The sequence below is a fragment of the Pseudomonas sp. ASL9 genome (assembly GCF_056680335.1).
Genome location: NZ_CM155277.1, coordinates 5,754,485 through 5,776,726 on the forward strand (window position 1 = coordinate 5,754,485; position 22,242 = coordinate 5,776,726).

Sequence of the window (22,242 nt, forward strand, 5' to 3'; positions counted from 1 at the left end):
GCGACGTCTGCCGGCGTCGCTGCTCGATAATAATGACAATACGAGCTATCTCATGCGAGCGATTAGTGTACCGGCCCTGCTGGACGGGGCAAAATTTAACGGATTTCACATCCGGGTGTTGTTTTGGTGCGCGTTGGTCATAATCTTTGATGGATATGATCTGGTTATTTACGGTGTGGTTTTACCTACGTTGATGACGGAGTGGGGGTTGACTGCTCTGCAGGCAGGCATGCTAGGAAGCTGCGCATTGGTAGGGATGATGGTAGGTGCGCTTTTCTTTGGCCCGTTGTCCGACCGCATTGGGCGACGTAAGACCATCATGATCTGCATTACCCTGTTTAGCGCTTTTACCGTAATCAACGGCTTTGCGCGCGGCCCCGAAGAATTCGCCATCTGTCGCTTCATCGCCGGCTTGGGCATTGGCGGGGTGATGCCGAACGTGGTCGCATTGATGAATGAATATGCGCCGAAGAAGCTACGCAGCACGCTGGTAGCGGTCATGTTCAGCGGCTATTCACTGGGCGGTATGCTATCTGCTGGGTTAGGCATAGTGCTGATACCTCAGTGGGGCTGGCAGGCGGTTTTTCTTGTAGCCGTATTCCCCCTGTTGCTGCTCCCCATTCTGATAAAACAGTTACCAGAATCCCTCAATTTCCTCATTCGTCGGGGTCATGAGCAAACGGCCAAGGTCATTTTGAGTAAAGCGGTACCTGAGTATTCCCCCCAGCCTCACGACTCATTACACCTTGATACGAAGGGTGTCGTTCATGTGTCGATTTCGCAGCTATTCCAAGAGGGCCGCCTTCTCAATACATTGATGCTTTGGCTGGCGTTCTTCTGCTGCCTGCTAATGGTTTATGCGTTGAGTTCATGGTTGCCCAAACTCATGAATGCAGCTGGATATGGCTTGAACTCAAGTCTCGGTTTTTTGTTGGTACTTAACTTTGGCGCCATATTTGGTGCTGTTGGTGGTGGCTGGCTAGCAGATCGGATTGGGCTAACACGGGTTTTGCTGGGGTTTTTCGTGATAGGTGCGCTTGCCCTAAGCTGTTTGGCGCTTAAATCGCCAGTGCCTGTGTTGTATCTGCTGATTGCCATCGCTGGGGCGTGCACTATTGGTACACAGATACTCGCCAATGCGTGCGCGGTTCAATACTACCCAGCTCACATACGCTCAACAGGGCTGGGGTGGGCGATGGGCATCGGGCGGGTAGGGGCGATCATAGGCCCAGTCCTGGGTGGTGCACTGCATGCCTCCGGGCTACCTAACCAAGCCAGTTTTCTTGCGTTTGCTGTACCAGGTGTGATCGGTGCTTTCGCTATTTCAGTATTTATCTGGTCGCAATCGCGTCGAACTGGGCTGCCAGAAATTGCGGGCGTATCAGATCCATTGAGATCTACCTCTGGGTGAAGGATATCGCCGGTCTTCACTTATCAAAGCGCGCGCCTGAAAGACAACTACAACAGTTAGTTATCCCAGACACTTTTGCCTTGGCATCGGTTACTACCGGCAGCGTCACGCTAATGATGAGGGGCGTCTGATTGAAAATGAATATTAGCTCTTCTTCAACTTCGCCATTGGGGTGCTATCACCTTGCTGGTGATATTGATGTTCGCCCCTGATGAGGTCAGTGGCGCGGCACTGCCGGTGATTATTGAGGCCATTACCCAATGAACGATTTAACGAAGGGCGAACCAGCGTAGGGAACATGTTTTTCAACGTGGTGTTTTCATCACCGGTGTCGTTAGGCATTGAAGAGGATGTAAATCGCCATTTTGTGTCGTTAGGCCCATCAATAATAACAAGAGCTATGACATGAATTAGCAGAGACCTCAACGTATCAACGCCCTGAAACTCTTCAAGCTTTGAGGTCAGCGCTGGCCCTTCTGGCGCCTCCTTTAGTCGGTGCCATTTTATCCGCGCAGAAAGAAGCAATGCATACCGGAAGCACCTTTAACTGAGGCGTTGTACGCGAACACATAAACACTCTAAAACTTATATTAATAATCAAGAGCCAACAGAATGAAAAACAACAAAAATGGCATCAGAAACCTGCTTATCTTCAGCCCTATTTTCATGATCAATATAGGCAGCACTCATGCCACTGAGGGGGGCGGAACGGTTTATCCAATCGGTGTCAATACTGTGCTTTCCGGGAAGCTGGCGCCGGATGGCCTTACAAGCTACGTGTATGCGTCCGAGTACCATGCGGATGAAACAAAAGATAACGACGGACACGACAAGGCAAACATCAGGGATTTTGATCTTAGAGTTAAGGCGATTACTCTCAGACTAGATTATATCTACACGGGGGTGTCGTTCTTTGGAGCGAAGGTCGCCTCTCGTATCGCAGTTCCATTGGTAGACGGTAGTGTCAGCTTTGATGTACTGACTCCCGCTGGGCGAGTTCACCGCAGTGGATCAGAGCAAGGCCTAGGTGACATCACCGTGGTACCTATCATGCTCGGCTGGAGCTCGCCACGTTACTCACAACTGATAGGTGTTGATGTTTTCACCCCTACCGGATCCTATGATAAAAACAGTTTATTCAACCCCGGTCGTAATATCTGGTCGGTCGCTCCTTGGTACGCCTTTACTGCCTATCCAGTCGAGAACGTCGAAATCAGCGCCAAAATGCTTTACTTCTTCAACCAAAAGAACAGTGCAACTGATTACGCCTCCGGCAACGAGATCAATATCGATTACAACATAGGCTATAACGTCACACCAGAATGGCAAATCGGCCTTAATGGCTATGCTTACAAGCAGGTACAAGATGATACTCAGAACGGCAAGACCGTTAGCGTGGATGGCAACCGTGGCCAGGTACTCGCCGTCGGCCCCGGCATAAAGTATCAGACCAAGGCGGTAGGCCTGACAGTGAAGTGGCAACACGAAACCTTGGTCGAAAATAGAACTAAAGGGGATCGGTTCTGGGTCCAAGCTGCCTATCATTTCTAGAACGCCAGATCCAATCTTAAACGCATGACACCCATCTGCGAAATTTTTACGGTACACCCGTCGGGCCAAAGCTCCAAGGAAATCGATATGCCCATTATTACTATCAACCTTCTAGAAGGCCGAAAGCCCGATCAGAAGGATCGTTTGATCGAGGAGGTCACAGCAGCGTGCCACCGAACCCTTGAGATCGATCCGACATCCGTGCGGATTATCCTCAACGAAATGGCACTCGAGCATTACGCCATCGGAGGGGTTTCTAAAAAGAAAGCGCAAGAGAGTTAACGGCTCTGCCTTCTCCCGGCGATGCGCGCCAAGGCGTCACATTCTCGGCGACTTGAAACAATTGCTCGCGGGCTTCGTCAAGAAGCCCGCATTTTTTAGAGTTGGTGCAACACTAGAGAAACACCTCACTCAACAGTGTCATCGATTTCCGCTTCAGATACTTCCGTCAACTCGCCTATTCGGGAAGGTGTCGCGATGTCCTATAAAGAATTCAGCATTGAATAACGCGCTATGCCATGGGCCGGTCCCGCTTCTGGCCGCAGATTTCAGTGCGCCGAGTACATGACTTAAATAAGGAACATTCTCGTGTCTAGCTTGCGAAACGTGTCCATCAATCGCCGTCTCTGGTTAATCCTGCGTAAGCGCGCCATAAAGCACACATTCCAAGCCGTCGGCTAATGCCTGACGCTGTGCTCCCGATCTCTCTCTGGAGCCAGCACCGTCATGATGCGACCCGACGCCAAAGTTGAAAAAGTGTATCTCTACCCCAAGCCGGTGGACTTTCGAAAGTCAATCGACGGCCTGGCCGCTCTGGTCGAACTGGATATCAAAGTCGCAGTGTTCGACCCTGTACTCTTCGTCTTCCTGAATCGCCCCCGTAATCGAGTGAAAATACTCTACTGGGAGCGCAACGGTTTTTGCCTCTGGCTTAAGCGCCTGGAGTCCGAACGTTTCAAAACATCGCCCGACATCACTGACGAGGCCATCGTGCTGACCGTTCAAGAACTGAACTGGTTGCTGGATGGTTTTGACCTCTGGCGCAACCGCCCACATCAAGTTTTAACCCCTCGATTCGTCGCCTGATCGGATATAATCCGGGCATGAATTTGATGCCTGATAACCTTCCTGATGATCCGGTTCTGCTCAAGCAAATGCTTGTGCAGATGCTCGGTGAGCGTCAAGTAGACAAGGGCCAGATCGTCGATCTGAAAGAGCAGATCAAGTTGTTGCGCGACCGATTATTCGGTCGCAAGTCCGAGCAAACAGTCGATCCGCAGACGCCGCAACTCGCGCTCTTTAATGAGCCCGAAAGCATCGTGATTCCGGTCAGTGAAGAGTCTGACGAAGAAGTCGTTGCCCCCACCAAACGTCGTGGCAAACGCAAACCACTGCCTGCCGACCTGCCGCGCATTGAAGTCATCCACGAGCTGCCCGAACACGAACTGACCTGTGCCTGCGGTTGCCGCAAACACACCATCGGTGAAGAAACCAGCGAACAGCTGGAGATCGTGCCGATGCAGATCCGCGTCATCAAACACATCCGCAAAATTTACGGGTGCCGTGGCTGTGAAACCGCCCCGGTCACCGCTGACAAACCGGCGCAGTTGATTGAAAAGAGCATGGCCAGCCCCAGTGTCCTCGCGATGCTGCTGACCACCAAGTATGTCGACGGACTGCCGCTGCATCGCTTCGAAACAGTACTCAGCCGCCACGGCGTGGATATCCCGCGCCAGACATTGGCGCGCTGGGTTATCCAGTGCGGCGAACACTTGCAGCCTCTGCTGAATTTAATGCGGGACCGATTGCTGGAAAGCCCCGTCGTCCACTGCGATGAAACTCGGGTGCAAGTCCTGAAAGAGCCGGGTCGAGACCCGACCAGCCAATCCTGGATGTGGGTGCAGGCCAGCGGGCCGCCGGATCGAAAAGTAGTGCTGTTTGACTACACGACCAGCCGTGCGCAGGAGGTGCCGCTGCGCCTGCTTGAAGGTTATCGGGGTTACCTGATGACCGACGATTACGCCGGCTATAACGCCTTGGGTGTGCAACCGGGCGTTACGCGACTGGCTTGCCTGGCGCACGTTCGACGCAAGTTCGTCGAAGCGCAAAAAGTGCAACCCAAGGGCAAAACTGGCCGTGCCGATATAGCCCTGACGATGATTAACAAGCTGTACGGTATCGAGCGTGAACTGAAAGACGTAAGCGATGAACAACGTTTTGTCGGTCGGCAGGAAAAGAGTTTGCCGGTCTTGGCGCAACTGAAAAGCTGGCTAGAGAAAACACATCCGCAGATTACGCCGCAGAGCGTGCTCGGCCGAGCCGTCAGTTACCTGGCCAGCAACTGGAGCAAGCTTGAGCGCTACACAGAGGCTGGCTTTTTACCCATCGACAACAACGTCGCCGAAAGAGCAGTAAAGCCGTTTGTGATAGGTCGCAAGGCATGGCTGTTCAGCGACACACCCAAGGGCGCCACCGCCAGTGCCCAGATCTACAGCCTGGTCGAAACTGCCAAAGCCAACGGCCAGGAGCCCTATACGTGGCTGCGCCACGTACTTGAACGCCTGCCACAAGCCTCGTCGGTAGAAGACTTCGAAGCCTTGCTGCCTTGGAACTGCTCGCCAGAGATGCCAAGGTAAACGTAAACCCCATCTAACGGTACGTGGGGTTTATGGGTCGCTTACAATCCTGCTGGTTTCTCTGTTGATGCTGCTGGCACTTGCTGCGCTCATGCTGCAGCGAAGTTATAGCAACCTCTACAACGCCAAGGCTCAGCAGACCCGCAATGCCGTGGAAAACACCCAGGGTGTTTTTGCCTACTTTCAGGGGTTGGAGCAGGCTGGCAAGCTGACCCATGAACAAGCCCAGGAGCAGGCTAGGGAAATGGTTCGCGGCCTGCGCTATGCCGGCCAGGAATACTTTTTCATCCTGGATCTGCGACCGGTGATGCTGATGAATCCAGTCAATCCCAAGATGGAGGGGCAGGACGTCGGCGGTCTGAAGGACAGCAAGGGTTTGATGCTTACTGCGGAAATGGTACGAATCGCCAAAGAGCAGGGCGCTGGCATGCTTGCCTACACATGGCCCAAACCAGGGTACAGCGAGCCGGTGGACAAGGTGTCGTACGTTGCGCTGTTCAAACCCTGGGGCTGGGTGCTTGTCACGGGCGTCTACATCGACGACATAAAGGCGCAGTTTCGTGATGAACTGGTGCAGACGTCTTTGCTCTGTCTGCTGATCGCCTTGTTGTTGGCCGCCGCCATCAGCCTGATCGTGCGCAGCATATCCCGTCCGCTTCAGCAGACGGTCGAGGCCATGGCCAATATCGCCAGTGGCGAAGGTGACCTTACCCGTCGGTTGCAGGTGAGTGGCCGTGACGAGCTGACCTCCCTGGCACTGCATTTCAACGCCTTCACCGACAAGCTGCGCCAGGTCATTGGAGAAATGCTCAAGGCTGCGCAATTGCTGGATCGCTCAGCCCATTCCCTGAGCGACAGTGCCAGTGCTGCCCAGCAGCAAAGTGGTCAGCAATCACAACAAATGGAGCAGGTGGCCACCGCTATCAACGAGGTCGCCTATAGCGTGCAAGATGTGGCGAAGAGCGCCGAACACGCCGCCACTGAAGTGCGTAGTGCCGAACAGCAAGCCGAACAGGGCTTGCAGAGCATCGACCGCAGCTTGACGCAGATCGATCTGTTGTCGACCACCATTGGCCAGGCGGTGAATGTGATCCAGTCACTGGATGAGGACAGTTCTCAGATAGGCGGTGTGCTGGAGGTCATTCGTGCCATCGCCGAACAGACCAACCTACTGGCGCTCAACGCTGCCATCGAAGCGGCCCGCGCCGGGGAACAGGGGCGTGGTTTTGCCGTGGTCGCCGACGAGGTACGCCTGCTGGCCCAGCGTACCCAGCAGTCGACTGCGGAAATCCAGATGATGATCGAACAACTGCAGGGTAAGTCCAGAGCTGCGGTAAGTGTGATCAACGCCAGCAGTCATGCTTCCCGGTTGACGCTGGAACAAGCCAGTCAGGCCGGCACCAGCTTGAACCAGATCGCCGGGGTGTTGCGTAATATCAGCGGCTTGGGCGCCTCCATCGCCAGCGCGACGTTGCAACAGTCCCAGGTGGTCGACGAGATCAATCACACCGTCGCCCAGACCGCTAGTCTGGCCCAGAGCAATGCTCAAGCTGCCGAAGAATCGAACTCAGCCAGCCAGCATCTGGGGCAGGTGGCCAGACAACTGAATCATCTGCTGGGACAATTTCGAGTGTAAAAAATTTCCCGACGAAAAGCATCCAGTCGCCGTGTATTACCGGGTACATGGTAGTAATTGCAATAGCCTCTAAATAACCGGCTCAACCACTGCCCGATCACTGGGACTGGCTCGTGCCTGCGCTTATGTAATTGCGCCCGGATCTCCTTGAGCGTTGCTCTCATACGCTTGCCGATGGTCACGCGCCCAACCACGAACATACCGCTCTTGGTTTGATCACAGAAATGCGTGAACCCGAGAAAGTCGAACGTTTCGGGCTTTCCTTCTCCACGCTTCTTGCGATCTTCGACCGCGAACCAGCCAAACTGCAGCAAACGTGTTTTCTCTGGGTGTAGAGTCAGGTTGAACTGAGCGAGTCGAACCTCCAAGGCATGGCGAAAACTCCATGCATCCCTTCACAGCGTTTCAGCTACTTAAACTCTGAGCCTCGAAAAAGAAGACTTGAGTTGCCGGTGGAAGTGGAGCGGATGAACCCAAGGCAAACACGCCGAAGCGTTAGACTATTACTCTAACGCTTCGGCGTATTCTTTGACGACCTCGATCACTTCGTCGTTTGCCACGCGATAGAAAACGATATGACGCTGGCTTTTGACCGTTCCATTGGTTTGTTTTGCCCGCTGACGTGAGTAGATGAGGTTCGTTTGTAGTCACTGCGGTTGCCCAGTGGTTTACGAAGCCCTCAGCGTTTTAATTTTCCCTTTGGCGCAGTGACCCTTCACTGTGTCGTGTTGACTGCTGGTTCACTCGACTCCTTTGAACATCCTTACTGCGGGGCTCCCTGTTGCGCAAGCATTGCCGTGAGCGCGGGTGTGCTGCGCGTGACGAAGCCTTGGCTTTCGCGAGTAATGAAGAACGCGGCGACCTGATGGTCGATGGCGTAGCTATAGCCCTTGTCCGGCCCCAGTACCTCCATCATCGTGGAAAGGCCATCGGCGTGCAGTGCCGAAGGTGAAACAACCGTGACCGATGCCAGGTTGTGAGCAATCGGGGCGCCGGTATGCGGGTCGAAGGTATGCGAGTAGCGTTTGCCATTTTCTTCGAAGTAGTTACGGTAGTCGCCTGAGGTGGACATGGCCAGGTTATCCAGCGCAAGGATCAGTTGCGCTACCTGCGCGTCGTCTCGGGGTGCTTCGATAGCGATTCGCCACTCGCTGCCATCGGGTTTGTGGCCTCTGGCCTTGAGCTCGCCGGTGAACTCGACCAGGTAGCTGGTGATACCCAGGCTTTCGACGAGGTGGGCGCCCCGGTCCACGGTATTGCCTGCGGCGATGGAGTTGAAATCCAGTTTGATGTCGATGTCCTTGCACAGCTGCGTGCCGTCGATCTTCAAATGGTTGTAGCCGACTTGCTGGCGGACCTGCGCGATGTCTTCGGCGCTCGGCACATGCTCCCCCTTGCCATGTGGGCCAAAGCCCCAGAGGTCCATCAGCGGCTCGACGGTAAGGTCGAAAGCGCCATCGCTTTCTTTTGACAGTCGGTCGCCGTACCGCACCAGGTCGAGCATGGTTTGAGGTAACTGCATGCAGCTTTCTGCCGGGAGGTCGTTGAAACGCGAAATCAGTGAATCGGCCCGATAGGTCGACATCTGTTCATCGACCTCTGCCAGAAGCTCTTCGACCTTGGCCTGCACCTGTTGTGGGTCGGGGCCGCCGTAACTGCGCACATACTTCACTGAGTAAGTGCTGCCCATGGTCGGGCCACCGAAACTTTCCACTTTGTCGCCACAGCCTGCCAGTAGCAGGCCCATGGCCACGACGAGTAGCCCGGGCTTGAGTTGGCGCATGTCACCTCCGAATGTCACAGTTCTGGTGTTTTAGATGGGTAACGTGGCCAAGAGCGCCGCGAGGCTGCCGTCGGCTTGCATGGCGAGCACGATATCGCTGCCGCCCACCAATTCGCCATTGACGAAAAGCTGAGGGTAGGTGGACCAGTTCGAGATTTTTGGCAACTTTTCACGAATATGCGGAGCGGCCAGTACGTTCGTGTAGGAAAACGGGTAGCCCATTTCTTTCAGAGCGGTGACTGCCGCGCGGGAAAAGCCGCACTCTGGGTTATCTGGCGTTCCTTTCATGTAAAGGATCACCGGGTTCTCGGCGAGTTGCTGGCGGATGCGGGCTTCGGTGTCGAGTACTTGCATGGTCATGTGCTCCGTGATTAGGCCGAAATGATTGATAGACGTGCTCTTTTCGAACTGGCCGAAGGCAACGTGAGCAGTGGTCGCGATTTCCAGGCTTCGTAGCCACCGTCCAGGCTATAGCAGGCGGTGAAGCCGAAGTCGGCGAACAGGGAGGCCATCTTCTGGCTGGCGTTACCCTGGTAGCAACTGATGATCAGTTGCATGTCGCGGGGCAGGTTTTTCAGCAAGCCCCGCAGGGTTGAATCACTGAGGTGGATGGCGCGCGGATCATGGCCCTGGCAATAGGCTTGCGCATCGCGCATGTCCAGCAGCATGACGTTATCTTGCCCTGCAAGCAGGGTTTGGGCTTCCTCGATGGTGATGCGTTTGACACTCATGATTCTTCTCCAAAACAGTCTTGAAAGGTTGGGCAAATGTCGCAACTGGGCGAACGGCAGACATGACCGCCTTCCTGTTCGCACAACTGTTTGTAGAAAAACTTCTTCCAGCGCATATCCAACACGTTGCGCATGGCCAGCAGCGGAAAGTTGTGTACCAAGAGCTCACGCAGGTCCAGGCGTGAAGCAAGCCCCAGGTCGCGCCACAGGTGGCTGCCACCCAAACATCCAGCGGCGACGATGCTGGCAATCCACTCTTCGTCGCCACCGCGGCCGCGACGACCCGCCAGCAGCAGGGTGCGCAATTCCTGCCATTCGTCGTTGCGCATAACCAGCAGTTCGGTGCGCAATTGCGCGCGTTCCTGAGCCAGTGGGTCGAAGTCGTTGCTGTCCGTAACCCCTTGCTCGGGCTGCGCGGGAAAGTGTTTGCGCATCAATTGAGCGTATTCATTTTCGGTCAGGCCCAGGTAAACCGGCAGGCAGTTCTGCCCGGCGCGTTGTGCCTGAACGATGCGCGCCAGCCAGATATGATTGGCGGGTTGCTGACTAGGCGTAGCGCGTTGGGCCGCCACCTGGTGGACCCGTGCGCCGGTCACGGTGCACTGCCCAGGGGCTGGCAACCCCGTTGCGAGTGTTGACCGCGACTACAGCTTTCAATCGTGGCAGGCAGCTCGACCAGCTTGCCGTTACACGGCAGCAAGGCGTTGAGCGCGACCAGATCAAAGCCCACCATGAACTGTTCACCGAAACGGATCAGCGGGCGACGTATCAGCAACGGTTGCGCCAGCATCAGCTCCAGCGCCTGCTCGCGGGTCTGGCGCTGTGGGTCCAGATCGCCATATTTGATCGCCGGTGCCGCCGTGTTGAACCACTCGGCAACCGGGCGGCTGCCGAAAAACGGCAGCAGGGTTTCCCGGGTCCAGGGTTCGTCGAGCAGGTTGCGTACCTCCACCTCCAGTCCTTTGGAACGCAGCAGTTCTTTTTGCAACCTGTTGGTGGCGCAACCGTGTTTTTCGTAGAAGACGATGCATGACATGGTCGTTTCCTCAGCGGGCCTGGATCTCAAGCATGGCTTGGGCCAGGCGCTCTGGCGGGATGCCTGTCAGCGAACCCGGCGGGTTAGCCGGGTTGCCGTCGGCCAGCAGAATGGCGCCCTCGACCGGGCAAATGCTCGCGCACTGCTGCTCGCTATAGTCACCATCGCATTCAGTGCATTTTTGCGCGCTGATCATGAACTGTGTGGTGCCTGGCTGGATTGCCTCGCTCGGGCAAACATCCATACACGCATAACAGTTGACGCAGGACTCGACAATTTTCAGGGCCATCTCGCAACTCCTCTAAGCGTTACCCGCAGACCCGTAAAGGCCGTTGGACCGCAGTTGGGGCGTTTGTGCATCCAACTGACCACTGGCGATTATTTCCTGGTAAACCGCCATAACCGCTTCCTCGATGGGTTCCATCGCATGTTCGCCGTTAGGTTTAATGCCCGCCGCTTCCAGATTGCCCCAGGGCTCGAAACCGATCTTGGAGCAGAGCACCGCTTCGCAGCCTTTCAGCGCACGGATGCTGCCAGACAAGGCCGTTTCTTTTTCGCCGCAGCTGTCGTCGCCCACACAGTACTGGTCCACCTTGCGATGCCCGATGAAACGCACCCCGGAGGGCGACGCTTCGTACACCAAAAACTCGGTGGCATGGCCATAGTGCTGGTTGATCAGGCCGCCGCCACTGGTGGCCACCGCCATCAATACGGGACGGTAATGCCGTGCGGTTTCACCCGTGGCGATAGCAGGGACTGACATGCTTGCCAATCGGGCTTTTTTCGACGCTTTCTCGTCCAGTTCTTCCTTGATCGCGGCATGGATCACGGCACGCTTGACCATGGCAGCTTCGTAGTCGATTTCCATCGCGTCGATTTTGTCGAGGGTGAATTCATCCCCGCGATCCTCGCCCAGTAGGCCGACCGCATCGGCCCGGCACTGACGGCAATGGCGCATCATATTCATGTCCCCGGCGCAGGCGTCCTGCAGGTCCTGAAGCTCTTCGGGTTCGGGGCTGCGCTGGCCCATCACGCCGTAGAAGGTGCCGTGTTCGGCCTCGGCGATCAGGGGCATGACGTTGTGCAGGAAGGCGCCTTTGGCCTTGACCACGCGGCTGACTTCCTTGAGATGCTCATCGTTGACGCCGGGAATCAGTACCGAGTTGACCTTGACCAGGATGCCGCGTGCCACGAGCATCTCCAGGCCTTTCTGCTGGCGCTCGATGAGGATTTTCGCTGCTTTCTTGCCATGGATTCGCTTGTTGTTCCAGAAAATCCACGGGTAGATTTTGGCACCGACTTCAGGATCGACACAGTTGATGGTGATGGTCACATGGTCAATGTTGTACTTGGCCAATTCATCCACACAATCCGGCAGCGCGAGCCCGTTGGTGGACACACAGAGTTTGATGTCGGGTGCTTGCTCACTGAGCAAACGGAAGGTTTCGAAAGTACGCTGCGGGTTGGCCAGCGGATCGCCAGGACCCGCGATGCCCAGCACGGTCATCTGCGGAATGGTGGCTGCCACAGCCTTGACTTTCTTCACCGCCTGGATCGGGTCGAGCACCTCGGAGACCACGCCAGGGCGTGATTCGTTGGCGCAATCGTACTTGCGGTTGCAGTAATGGCACTGGATATTACAGGCCGGGGCCACCGCCACATGCATGCGGGCGAAATAGTGGTGAGCTTCTTCGGAGTAGCAAGGATGGTTTTGTACCCTCTCGCGGATGTTATCCGGAAGATGGTTGAGCTGATCGTCCGTGCTGCCGCAAGAGCCGGAGGAACATCCCCCGGTACCGTGCTGCGCCGATTCGTCTTGCCCGAGTATGCTCAGTTCCATGGTCGATCCCCATTGCAGAGAGAGTCTGTGAAGTAATACTGAGCAAAGCCCGTGCCTGTTTACCAAGTGACTGATTTATAAAGACTTTGTACATATATTTGAGCCGTATTTTGTTTGGCAGCTAACAAAGTGGAGGGCTCATTTACAGACACTGTGCGACAAGCGACAAACACCGGTTTCAGGTCTAAACCGTCTCGGCGGCGGATTTTCCCGTGAGCCGGTACACCTTGTATTCGACGCGTATGGGTGCGGCGTCTGGTGCCTGCGGGTTGTTCTCGAACAGGCTTTCGACATGGGCCAGATCGATCTCGAAATCAGCCTGATACAGCGCAGCCAGTTCCCGGTCCACGTCTTGGGCTTGCAGCAGGGTGTCACTTGCGTCGGCGTCTTCGACGGTCAGCAGGAACACGTCGGCGCGGGCGGGCACGATCCCGCGCAAGTGCGCGACGTAGCGCTGGCGCAGTTCTACCGGCAGCGCAGTGAGCGCCGCACGGTCATATACCGTGTCGATATCTCCCAGGTCGGCCGAGGTCAGGGCGAAGTAATCGCCGCACAAAATACTGATCCGTCCGTGGTGCCAGAGAGTGAACGGACCTTCCTGGGTGCGCGTGGGGTGCAGCCCGTTCTCCCGGAAAAACGCCCGGGTCGCCAATGGGCTCAACTCGACGCCAATCACTTCATGACCCTGCTCGGCGAGCCAGAGCATGTCCAGACTCTTGCCGCATAACGGGACGAAGACCCGGCAGCCAGCCTCAAGCCCCAGGGCAGGCCAGAAACGCGACAGCAATGGGTTGACGGCAATTTGATGAAAGTCAGTCGTGCGCTTGCGCCACATTTCCAGCCACAGGTTATGGTCGCGGCCGGTCATAAACAGCCAATGGCCGCCCGGCTGCAAGCAGCCGTGGGCGAGTAGGCGAGGGCGAGGGACTTCATATCTTGCGCATATGGATGTTCAACGTCTGGATACGGTAAGCGATCTGCCTTGGGGTCATGCCCAGCAAGCGTGCGGCCTTGGCCTGCACCCAGCCGGCTTGCTCCAGTGCAGCGACGACCTTTTCGCGGTCGTCCAGGCTATCGTCGGCCAGGTCCACTTCCGGCATCGGCGCCAGTGGCATGGCGTCGTTGTCCAGACCGGTCAGCGAGACCACGTCGCGGGTAATGCTGCCGTTTTCGCTCATGATGGAAGAGCGCTCCAGGCAGTTCTCCAGTTCACGAACATTGCCCGGCCATCGATGGCTGACCAGCAGGCGCATGGCGCTATCGGTCAGGGTCAGTTTGCGGCCTTGTTGGCGGCCAATTTTTTCGATCAGAAATTCAGCCAGTTCAGGAATATCAGCGGTGCGTTCGCGTAGCGGAGGTATGCGAATGGCCATGACGTTCAGGCGATAGTAAAGATCTTCGCGAAACTTGCCTTTTTCCACCTCGTTTTCCAGTTCACGGTTGGTGGCGGCGACGATCCTTACGTTAACTTTCAGCGTTTGCGTGCCGCCGACTCGCTCCAGTTCGCCTTCCTGCAAAACGCGCAGCAGTTTGGCCTGAAACATCGGTGAGATTTCGCCAATTTCGTCGAGAAACAACGTACCGCCGTCGGCTTGTTCGAAGCGTCCTTTGCGTTGCTTCACGGCTCCGGTAAATGAGCCTTTTTCGTGACCAAACAGCTCCGATTCCAGCAGCGTCTCGGGCAGCGCCGCGCAGTTGAGGCGAATCAGCGGGCGATGCGCGCGCGGCGAGTTGTAATGGATAGCGCTGGCGATCAGTTCCTTGCCCGTGCCCGACTCGCCGAGGATCAGCACAGTGCTGTCCCATTTGGCGACCCGACGTACCTGATCAAATACCCGGCGCATGTTGTTGGTGTGGCCGACCACCATGTTTTCGAAACCGTACTTGGCGCGAACTTCGCGACGGAGTTCATCGCGCTCATTCTTGACCTCGTGGCCACTCTCGATGTTCATCATCAGGCGTACGGTTTGCGACAGCAGGTTGGCGACGGTTTCCACGAATCGCGTTCGATCGGCCATCAGGTCGTCGGCGCGGCTGTCCGGCTGCGCGGCAAGTACGCCGATGATATTACCTTCGTGGGATTTGATTGGCACCGCAATAAAAGGCATTTCCAGGTCATAGAGTGTCAAGCGGTCCAGGAAGCGCGGGTCCGAGGATATGCGCCCCAACACCACGCTGTTGCCATGCTTGAAGATGTTGCCAATGACGCCTTCGCCGACGCGGTAACGCACATTTTCGCAAGCGCGTATCACATCCTGCGAGTCGCTGTGGATGGCACCGACCAGAACCGAGCCGTTGACCGGGTCGGAAATCAACACCAGCCCATGCAGTAAGCCGAGGTCGTTGTGCATGACAGCAAGAATCTTGGCCAAGACTTCTTCGATTTGCTGTTCTCGGGCAATGATCCGGGCAATCTGTGACAACGCCTGGAGTTGGCCGTCATACAGTTCGACGCGGGTTGTCATGACCGTGCGGTGGGCTAATGAGTTCATGGAATGTCCTCCGCTGATCAGCTGGCTACCGAGAAAGGCAGTTCGACTATCACCCGGCAACCATCGTGGTACTGGCTATCGATGTGTATGACACCGGCGTGTTCGGTAACGATTTCTTGCGCCATGGCAAGGCCCATCCCGCGACCGCCCTTGTGGGGTGGCTTAGTGCTAAAGAAGGGTTGGAAAACTTTGAGCATGAGTTCCGGCGGAATCCCCGGCCCACTGTCACTGATCTCCATGCGCACCACTTGCTGGTTCTCGACGCGGGTACTGATGAAAAGCTCGCGGCGTACGATCTGGTTCTGGCTCATGGCGTCGATGGCGTTCTCGATCAGTTGCTTGATCATGCTGCGCAATCGGCTTTCGGCTCCGGCCACCCAAGGCAAGCGCATCGCGGGTTGCCAGTCGATGATGATGCCCTGGCCGAGCAGGCTGTCGGTGCACAGGGTGATCACTTCACGAATCAACTGGTTGATGTTCACCGGCAGCTTGGCTTCGGCAACGCGCACGGGGATCGAGCCGCTGAGGCTTTCCAGCGCTTCCATACCCGCAGCGCTTGCATCAAGCAGGGCTTTGAGCAGGTCGTCGTTCTTGGCGTTATTGCCCAGTCGCCGTTTGAGCATGTGTGCCGCGGCACTGATCAGATTGACGGGGCCTTGCAGGCGGTGGATCGCACCGTTGAACGTCTCGCGCATGCCATCGAGCAGCTCTTCCTCGGCCATTAGCGCCTTGAGGGCATTGAGCTGCGAGTCTTGCTGTTTCTGCCGAAGCTCGGAAATGTCATTGAGGGTCAGCAGCAGATAGCGATCCGCACCGGGCGCGAAGAACACATCCGGGCGTTCGTCCTCGATATGGATAGCCATGCCGTGGCAGGACAACCAGCGTGGCGAGTAGCCCCCAAGGTCGAAGGAAATTTCCTTGCCGCCGAACGCTTTGTCGTGCTTTTCCAGTTCATTGAACGGGGCGGGCAGGTTTTCGCGCAACAGGTTCACCAGGCTTTCCGCCGTACCGGCGGCGGTCAGCTCGCGGGACAGTCTGGAGAAACTGGGGTTGGACAGCAGCACCTGATGCTCGCGATCGACCACCGCCATCGCAGCTGGCGCGGCATTGACCACTGCGTCGATCATCAGGCGCTGGTTGCTGACGCGCTGCTCCAGCTCGTGCAGATCGCTGGTATCGCGGTGCATGCCGATGTAGTAGAGGGTTTCGCCATGCTCATTGAGCACGGGCGCCACCGTCAGCTCAGCCAAGTACTGGCTGTCGTCTTTGCGCTGATTGACGAGCACACCGGACCACGGCTTTTTCTGTGCCAGGCGACTCCAAAGTGCTTGGTAAATCAGGCGTGGAGTCGTACCGCTGGACAGCGCCGATTCGTTCTTGCCCACGACTTCGGTGTGCGAGTAGCCGGTGATGCTGCTGAACGCGCGGTTGGCGTAAAGGATGTTGGCGCTCAGGTCAGTTATAGAGATGGCGACGGGGGCATGTTCCACCGCTTGCTGGAATACTTCCGGCAACAGTCCGGACCCGTTCGGGGTGACGTTCGGCGTCTCACTGTCTGGGATTTTCTTGGCCTGGGTCATGCGCTTTGCCTCGTCTATTGAGGGGGTCCCGCGAACGTTCAATGCAGCAGAACCTTTGAATTGCTCTGCGCAGGGCCGCTTGGACAGCAAGTTGCAAACCCTGTGCCGCAGCCAGAAAACCTGTGGCACCCCCGCAATTGCTGGAAAAAAAGGTCGTTTTGTCGGCGGAGGGAGGTTTTCTTGTACGTAAGCTCACAGAGGCGGCGCTGTGGCCGGACTCCTCTGTCGTAAAACCTACACGCACCTTGGGGCGCGTCTACAGGTTCGCCGCGATTTTTCGTGTTGAGTTGATCTGGATCAGCTTTTTGGGGCTCCTGAAGCCTTCACGGGCAGTCTCGGCGTATCTGGCATAGTTGATGCAAAAACGCCCTTAGCACTCGGCGCCCATGGCGGGCACAGGGATCGGATTCAAAAGGTGGGCGTTTATGGATTACATGCTGTTTTTGCTCGGCACCGTGTTGGTTAATAACGTGGTGCTGGTTCGCTTCCTCGGTCTGTGCCCGTTCATGGGTGTGTCCGGCAAGCTGGAGCCGTCTCTGGGGATGGGCGTGGCGACGACTGTTGTTATCACGCTGGGGGGCATCTCCAGTTGGCTGGTTGAGCATATGGTGCTGCAACCACTGGGCATCGGCTTCCTGCGCATCCTGGCGTACATCGTGATCATCGCGGCTCTGGTCCAGTTGATCGAAACGGCGCTGCGCAAAACCAGCCCAAAACTCTACCGTTCGCTGGGCATCTACTTGCCTCTGATTACGACCAACTGTGCCGTGCTCGGTGTACCGCTGATCAGCGTACGGGAAGGCCACACGTTGGTTCAAGCGGGTCTTTTTGCCTTCGGGTCGTCGGTCGGTTTTTCGTTGGTGATGATCATTTTTGCCGGACTGCGCGAACGGTTGAGTCTGGCCTCGGTGCCGGGATCCTTCAGCGGCCCGCCGATTGCTTTTATCACTGGGGGCATGCTGGCGTTGATCTTTATGGGTTTTGGCGGCCTGGTCTGATTGTGAGACCCGGCCATAGCCGGGCATGGAGGTGGATATGTTGATAGCGACAGCAGTGTTGGCATTGATGGGTTTGTTGTTAGGTATTGGTTTGGGGGTGGCCGCGCGAATTTTCGCGGTCAGCGACGAAAACCCGCTGCTCAAGGAAGCCCTGGAACTGATGCCGGGCAGCCAGTGCGGGCAATGCGGCTTTCCCGGCTGCACCGCTGCAGTCGGCGCGATGGTGGAAGGTCGCGCCAGCGTGACCAGCTGCCCGCCCGGCGGCATGGCCCTGGCGCAAAAGCTCTCGGAGCTGCTGGGCGTGGCACTGGACCCCGGCAAGATGAGCGCACCCCTGATAGCGCGTATCGATGCCGCGCAATGCACAGGCTGCACCCGCTGCTACCGGGCGTGCCCGACTGACGCCATCGTCGGTGCCAACGGGCAAATCCACAACGTATTGCAGAGCGCCTGCACTGGCTGTGGCAAGTGTGAGGCGGCCTGCCCGGAAAATTGCGTCTCTCTCAATCCGCAGGGCCTGTCCCTGGATAACTGGCAGTGGGCCAAACCCCAGATCGCCTGAGCCGTTTCACGGAGCTTCCCATGTTCAATTTCGCCCGTATACGCGGTGGTATTCACCCTTCACCGAACAAGGAGCGTTCGGCATTGCTTCCCATTGGGGAGGTACCGTTGCCGTCGCGGCTGTACCTGCCATTGCGCCAACATGCCGGAGCCGAATGCTTGCCATTGGTCCTGGTCGGTGATCGGGTTCTGAAGGGGCAATTGCTGGCCAGTTCTCCGTCTGAATTGTCGGCGCCGGTCCATGCGCCCAGCTCCGGGCGCATCGTCGAGATAGGTCCCATCAACGCCCCCCATCCCTCGGGCCTGGTCACCAACGGCATCGTGCTTGAGTGTGACGGGGAAGACCGCTGGATAGAGCTGCCAGTACCGGGCAACCCGTTCGACGAAGAGCCCTCGGTACTCGCCGACCAGGTAGCAGCGGCCGGCATTGTCGGCCTGGGCGGGGCAATCTTCCCGGCAGCGGTAAAGCTCAAGCAGGGCGCGAAACACGAGATCAAGACGGTGCTGATCAACGGCAGCGAGTGTGAGCCGTACCTGACCACCGACGACGTGCTGATGCGCGAACGGGCCGATGACATCGTTGAAGGTGCGCGACTGGTTCAGCACATCCTGCGCGCCTACAACATTGTCATCGCCATTGAAGACAATAAACCTGAAGCGCTGGCGGCGATGCGCAAGGCCAGCATCGGCCACGGGGCCATCGAGGTGGTCGCCGTGCCGGCGCTCTATCCAATGGGCTCGGCCAAGCAATTGATCCAGGAAATCACCGGGCGCGAAGTGCCAGCAGAAGGGCGTAGCACGTCGGTTGGAGTGTTGGTGCATAACGTGGGTACGGTGTATGCCATCCAGCAGGCGCTGCGTTTCGGTCGGCCGTTGATCTCCCGCGTGGTCACTGTGGCGGGTGGTTGTGTCGTCAGCCCACGCAATCTGGAAGTCAGGATTGGCACCCCGGTGCAGGCGCTTCTGGATGCTTGCGGCGGGCTTACCCATGCTCCGCAGCGTCTGTTGCTCGGCGGGCCGATGATGGGCTCGGTGTTGCCATCGACCCAGGTGCCGGTGATCAAGGGCACCACCGGCGTGCTGGCGCTGGATCGCCATGAAGTGCCTCACGACGAGGCCGAGCCCTGCATCCGCTGCGCACGCTGCGTGGACGCGTGTCCGATGGGCCTGATGCCGCTTGAAATGGTGGCCTACACCCGCGCCGACAATTTCGAGCAGGCCGGCGTTTTTGGTTTGCGTGATTGCATCCTGTGCGGTTGCTGTTCCTATGTTTGCCCCTCCCATATCCCGCTTGTGCAGTATTTCCAGTACGCCATGGGCAAGAACGACGAACAGCGCAATGCCGCGCGCAAGAACGACTTCATCAAGCAAGCGACCGATGCCCGTGCGCAGCGCCTGGCCGAGGAAGCTGCGCTCAAGGCGGCCAAGAAAAACCGCACCAAGCCAGTGACGGCCAATCAGGAGGTACAACCATGAGCATTGCATCAAGCCCGTTCGCCCACGATAGTTCGTCGGTCAACCGCATCATGATGCACGTCTGCCTGGCACTGTTGCCGGCGACATTTTTTGGCTGCTACCTGTTCGGCTGGCCGGCGATCAACCTCTGGCTGGTGACCACGGCCGGTGCCTTGCTGTGCGAGGCGATATGCCTGCGTTTGCTCAAACAGCCGCAACGTCGATTGTGGGACGGTTCGGCCTTGCTGACCGGGTGGCTGCTGGCGTTGACACTGCCACCATGGGCACCCTGGTGGATCGGTGTAGGCGGTAGCTTTTTCGCCATTGGTCTGGGCAAGCAGGTTTACGGCGGCATTGGCCAGAACCCGTTCAACCCGGCGATGGCGGCGCGCGTTGCTTTGCTGATTTCGTTCCCACTGCAAATGACTCACTGGGCGCTGCCGCATCCGCTATGGGCTGCTGGCTCGCCGGACTTTCTCGAAGGACTGCGCATTACCTTCCTCGGCGCACCACAATTGGATGGTGTCTCTGGCGCCACCGCGCTGGGCAACCTCAAGACCCAGTTGACCTTGCACCGCACCGTCACCGACATTCTGGCCACTGACTTTTCGTTGATCCCGGCGTTTCTCGGGCACACCGGCGGCAGCCTGGGTGAAACCTCGGAAGTGCTGCTGCTGGTGGGCGGGCTATGGTTGTTGGCGTTGCGCATTATCCACTGGGAAATCCCTGTGACGATGCTGTTGAGCGTGGCGCTGCTGGCGGCGCTGGCTCATCAGATCGACCCGCAGCGCTACGCTGGCGCGCTTTTTCACCTGAGTTCCGGCGGACTGATGATGGGCGCATTGTTCATCGCCACCGATCCGGTCACCTCGCCGGTCGGTCGTACAGGTCGGCTGATCTTCGGCATCGGCAGCGGTGTGCTTATTTATGTCATCCGCACCTGGGGTAGTTTTCCCGAGGCGGTGGCCTTCGCCATCCTGTTTTTGAACGCGCTCACGCCGCTTATCGACCGCTACTGCCGCCCTCGCGTCTATGGTCGCAACGTGCGCGGCAAGCCGCTGATGGCGGCCAATTGGACTCGGCAAACCAAAGAGGTGGACAAGGTATGAGCACTGAAGACACCAACTCAAAAGACCAGTTGCCAATGGTACCGCTTTCGCTGTTCGCCCGTTGGCGCGCGAAGCTGGCCTACCAGAGTGTTTCCCTGGGCGTGGTGTGCGCGCTGGTGGCCTTTGCGTTACTGCTGAGCGACTTCTACACCCGCGACGGTATCGCCAAGCAACAACAGAACGACCAACTCGCGGTGCTGCGTCAGGTACTGCCCGCCAGCCTGTACGACAACAATCCGCTGGGCGATGCCTTCCACGTCACCGATACCCAATTGGGCGATGTTGAGGTGTATCCGGCGCGCCATGGTGATCAGTTGACGGCCATCGCCTTTCGCATCAGCACCATCGGCTATGGCGGACCGATCGTGCAACTGATCGCCGTGGACAGCACCGGGAAAATCCTTGGGGTGCGCGTGCTTACCCATAAGGAAACCCCCGGCCTGGCGGACAAGATCGACATTGCCAAGAGTGACTGGATCACCCGTTTTAACGGCCAGTCGTTGACCAATATCCCGATCAAGGCCTGGGCGGTGAAGAAAGACGGGGGTCAGTTTGATCAGTTCAGCGGCGCCACTATCACCCCGCGTGCGGTGGTCAAGGGTGTCCTTCAGGCGCTGCAATTTCAGGCACGCCACGCCGACGTACTTGAGCAAAAACAGGAGTCACAACCATGAGTAGTCAATGTTCCCCGACCGCCGTGAGCGGCAGCAGCGATGCCGAGCACGTCCCGCTCTGGCGCTTTTTCACCGGCGCGCTCTGGGATTACAACGTGACCCTGGTGCAGATCCTTGCGCTGTGCCCGGTCCTGGCGGTTACCAGTACGGCAACCAACGGCCTGGGCATGGGCCTGGCGACGACTGCGGTGTTGATCTGTACCAACGCAATCATCTCGCTGATGCGCCACACCATTTCCCCGGAAGTGCGTAACCCGTTAATGATCGGGATCATCGCGGGCGTGGTGACGATCATCGACATGGCCATGAACGCCTGGGTGCATGAGCTGTACAAGGTGCTGGGGCTGTTTATCGCACTGATCGTCACCAACTGCGCAGTGCTTGGCCGTGCCGAGTCGTTCTGCCTCAAGCATCCGCTGATCCCGTCGATCCTCGATGGGGCGGGCATCGGCCTGGGTTTCACCTGGTTCCTGACGCTGATTGGCGGCATCCGCGAAATCATCGGCAGCGGCACCCTGTTTTCCCAGGCTTCATTGCTGCTGGGGCCGCATTTCCGTTGGATGGAAATCACCGTGATTCCCAATTATTCGGGTGTGCTTCTGGTCGTGCTGCCGCCGGGGGCGTTTATCGTTCTGGGCTTTTTGCTGGCAGGCAAACGGGTACTCGATCGTCGCCGTTCTGAGCGGCGCGTCAAGACCCACGGCGAACTGGTGGTGCTGCAATGACTCCGACCTATCAAACAATGCATA

Annotated in this window: 22 protein-coding genes and 2 pseudogenes; 13 read left to right on the forward strand and 11 right to left on the reverse strand. The window is 57.4% G+C overall.

Translation table 11 applies throughout. From position 1 onward, the window contains the following. Positions 1–52 precede the first annotated feature (52 nt). The 7 genes and pseudogenes from AC1ME2_RS26350 to AC1ME2_RS26380 all read left to right on the forward strand — a co-directional run bounded on the left by AC1ME2_RS26350 (position 53) and on the right by AC1ME2_RS26380 (position 7,234). Positions 53–1,411: an MFS transporter gene (locus tag AC1ME2_RS26350; protein WP_480438121.1), complete on the forward strand. Its 1,359-nt coding sequence runs from the start codon at positions 53–55 to the stop codon at positions 1,409–1,411. A 612-nt stretch (positions 1,412–2,023) separates the two neighbouring features. Beyond that, complete coding sequence (locus AC1ME2_RS26355; RefSeq protein ID WP_480438123.1) at positions 2,024–2,962, forward strand: SphA family protein; 939 nt, start codon at positions 2,024–2,026, stop codon at positions 2,960–2,962. A 24-nt stretch (positions 2,963–2,986) separates the two neighbouring features. Beyond that, on the forward strand, positions 2,987–3,244 hold the full coding sequence (locus tag AC1ME2_RS26360; RefSeq protein WP_480438125.1) for a 2-hydroxymuconate tautomerase: 258 nt from the start codon (positions 2,987–2,989) through the stop codon (positions 3,242–3,244). Between the two features lie 444 nt (positions 3,245–3,688). Continuing rightward, a complete protein-coding gene (gene tnpB, locus AC1ME2_RS26365; RefSeq protein WP_323569419.1) occupies positions 3,689–4,048 on the forward strand; it encodes an IS66 family insertion sequence element accessory protein TnpB in 360 nt (119 codons plus the stop codon). Positions 4,049–4,065: 17 nt separating this feature from the next. Further along, positions 4,066–5,598, forward strand: a complete 1,533-nt coding sequence (gene tnpC, locus AC1ME2_RS26370; RefSeq protein WP_480437053.1) for an IS66 family transposase — start codon at positions 4,066–4,068, stop codon at positions 5,596–5,598. Positions 5,599–5,689: 91 nt separating this feature from the next. After that, a pseudogene (locus AC1ME2_RS26375) lies at positions 5,690–6,379 on the forward strand (cache domain-containing protein); the annotation flags it as partial. A 120-nt stretch (positions 6,380–6,499) separates the two neighbouring features. Continuing rightward, positions 6,500–7,234: a methyl-accepting chemotaxis protein gene (locus AC1ME2_RS26380; RefSeq protein WP_480442341.1), complete on the forward strand. Its 735-nt coding sequence runs from the start codon at positions 6,500–6,502 to the stop codon at positions 7,232–7,234. Between the two features lie 503 nt (positions 7,235–7,737). Here AC1ME2_RS26380 and AC1ME2_RS26385 read toward each other — a convergent pair. The 11 genes and pseudogenes from AC1ME2_RS26385 to nifL form a co-directional block, all read right to left on the reverse strand. Beyond that, positions 7,738–7,872: pseudogene (locus tag AC1ME2_RS26385) on the reverse strand (type II toxin-antitoxin system RelE/ParE family toxin); the annotation flags it as partial. Between the two features lie 125 nt (positions 7,873–7,997). Continuing rightward, complete coding sequence (locus AC1ME2_RS26390) at positions 7,998–9,017, reverse strand: FAD:protein FMN transferase (RefSeq protein WP_480438126.1); 1,020 nt, start codon at positions 9,015–9,017, stop codon at positions 7,998–8,000. A 30-nt stretch (positions 9,018–9,047) separates the two neighbouring features. Further along, positions 9,048–9,371: a Grx4 family monothiol glutaredoxin gene (gene grxD / locus AC1ME2_RS26395; protein WP_480438128.1), complete on the reverse strand. Its 324-nt coding sequence runs from the start codon at positions 9,369–9,371 to the stop codon at positions 9,048–9,050. A gap of 17 nt (positions 9,372–9,388) precedes the next feature. Further along, positions 9,389–9,748: a thiosulfate sulfurtransferase GlpE gene (locus AC1ME2_RS26400; protein ID WP_480438129.1), complete on the reverse strand. Its 360-nt coding sequence runs from the start codon at positions 9,746–9,748 to the stop codon at positions 9,389–9,391. Next, complete coding sequence (locus AC1ME2_RS26405; protein ID WP_480442342.1) at positions 9,745–10,320, reverse strand: nitrogen fixation protein NifQ; 576 nt, start codon at positions 10,318–10,320, stop codon at positions 9,745–9,747. The genes AC1ME2_RS26400 and AC1ME2_RS26405 overlap by 4 nt, the downstream gene beginning before the upstream one ends. A gap of 20 nt (positions 10,321–10,340) precedes the next feature. Next, the gene (locus tag AC1ME2_RS26410; protein WP_480438131.1) at positions 10,341–10,784 is read right to left on the reverse strand and encodes an ArsC/Spx/MgsR family protein; all 444 of its coding nucleotides are present in this window, start codon (positions 10,782–10,784) and stop codon (positions 10,341–10,343) included. 10 nt (positions 10,785–10,794) lie between these two features. Beyond that, complete coding sequence (locus AC1ME2_RS26415; protein ID WP_480438132.1) at positions 10,795–11,073, reverse strand: 4Fe-4S binding protein; 279 nt, start codon at positions 11,071–11,073, stop codon at positions 10,795–10,797. 12 nt (positions 11,074–11,085) lie between these two features. After that, positions 11,086–12,624, reverse strand: coding sequence for a nitrogenase cofactor biosynthesis protein NifB (nifB, locus tag AC1ME2_RS26420; RefSeq protein ID WP_480438134.1), 1,539 nt, complete (start codon positions 12,622–12,624; stop codon positions 11,086–11,088). A gap of 184 nt (positions 12,625–12,808) precedes the next feature. Next, positions 12,809–13,492 carry a thiopurine S-methyltransferase gene (locus AC1ME2_RS26425; RefSeq protein ID WP_480438136.1) on the reverse strand — a complete coding sequence of 228 codons (684 nt, stop codon included), beginning with the start codon at positions 13,490–13,492 and terminating at the stop codon, positions 12,809–12,811. A 61-nt stretch (positions 13,493–13,553) separates the two neighbouring features. Further along, on the reverse strand, positions 13,554–15,116 hold the full coding sequence (gene nifA, locus AC1ME2_RS26430; protein WP_480438138.1) for a nif-specific transcriptional activator NifA: 1,563 nt from the start codon (positions 15,114–15,116) through the stop codon (positions 13,554–13,556). Positions 15,117–15,133: 17 nt separating this feature from the next. Beyond that, positions 15,134–16,696 (reverse strand): nitrogen fixation negative regulator NifL, encoded by a 1,563-nt coding sequence (gene nifL / locus AC1ME2_RS26435; protein ID WP_480438140.1) that lies wholly within the window; start codon positions 16,694–16,696, stop codon positions 15,134–15,136. 425 nt (positions 16,697–17,121) lie between these two features. Between nifL and rsxA the strand changes: the two genes are divergently transcribed. From rsxA to AC1ME2_RS26465, 6 genes are read left to right on the forward strand one after another with little or no spacing between them, the layout of a single operon-like run. After that, positions 17,122–17,694, forward strand: a complete 573-nt coding sequence (gene rsxA, locus AC1ME2_RS26440; protein ID WP_480438142.1) for an electron transport complex subunit RsxA — start codon at positions 17,122–17,124, stop codon at positions 17,692–17,694. 37 nt (positions 17,695–17,731) lie between these two features. Beyond that, entirely contained in the window at positions 17,732–18,256 is a 525-nt protein-coding gene (locus AC1ME2_RS26445) for an RnfABCDGE type electron transport complex subunit B (RefSeq protein ID WP_480438144.1), read from the forward strand. A gap of 20 nt (positions 18,257–18,276) precedes the next feature. Continuing rightward, on the forward strand, positions 18,277–19,731 hold the full coding sequence (gene rsxC, locus AC1ME2_RS26450) for an electron transport complex subunit RsxC (RefSeq protein ID WP_480438146.1): 1,455 nt from the start codon (positions 18,277–18,279) through the stop codon (positions 19,729–19,731). Next, positions 19,728–20,819, forward strand: coding sequence for an RnfABCDGE type electron transport complex subunit D (locus tag AC1ME2_RS26455; RefSeq protein WP_480438148.1), 1,092 nt, complete (start codon positions 19,728–19,730; stop codon positions 20,817–20,819). The genes rsxC and AC1ME2_RS26455 overlap by 4 nt, the downstream gene beginning before the upstream one ends. Further along, on the forward strand, positions 20,816–21,493 hold the full coding sequence (gene rsxG, locus AC1ME2_RS26460) for an electron transport complex subunit RsxG (RefSeq protein ID WP_480438150.1): 678 nt from the start codon (positions 20,816–20,818) through the stop codon (positions 21,491–21,493). Before AC1ME2_RS26455 ends, rsxG begins: the two co-directional genes overlap by 4 nt. After that, positions 21,490–22,218, forward strand: coding sequence for an electron transport complex subunit E (locus tag AC1ME2_RS26465; RefSeq protein ID WP_480438152.1), 729 nt, complete (start codon positions 21,490–21,492; stop codon positions 22,216–22,218). Before rsxG ends, AC1ME2_RS26465 begins: the two co-directional genes overlap by 4 nt. Positions 22,219–22,242 lie beyond the last annotated feature (24 nt).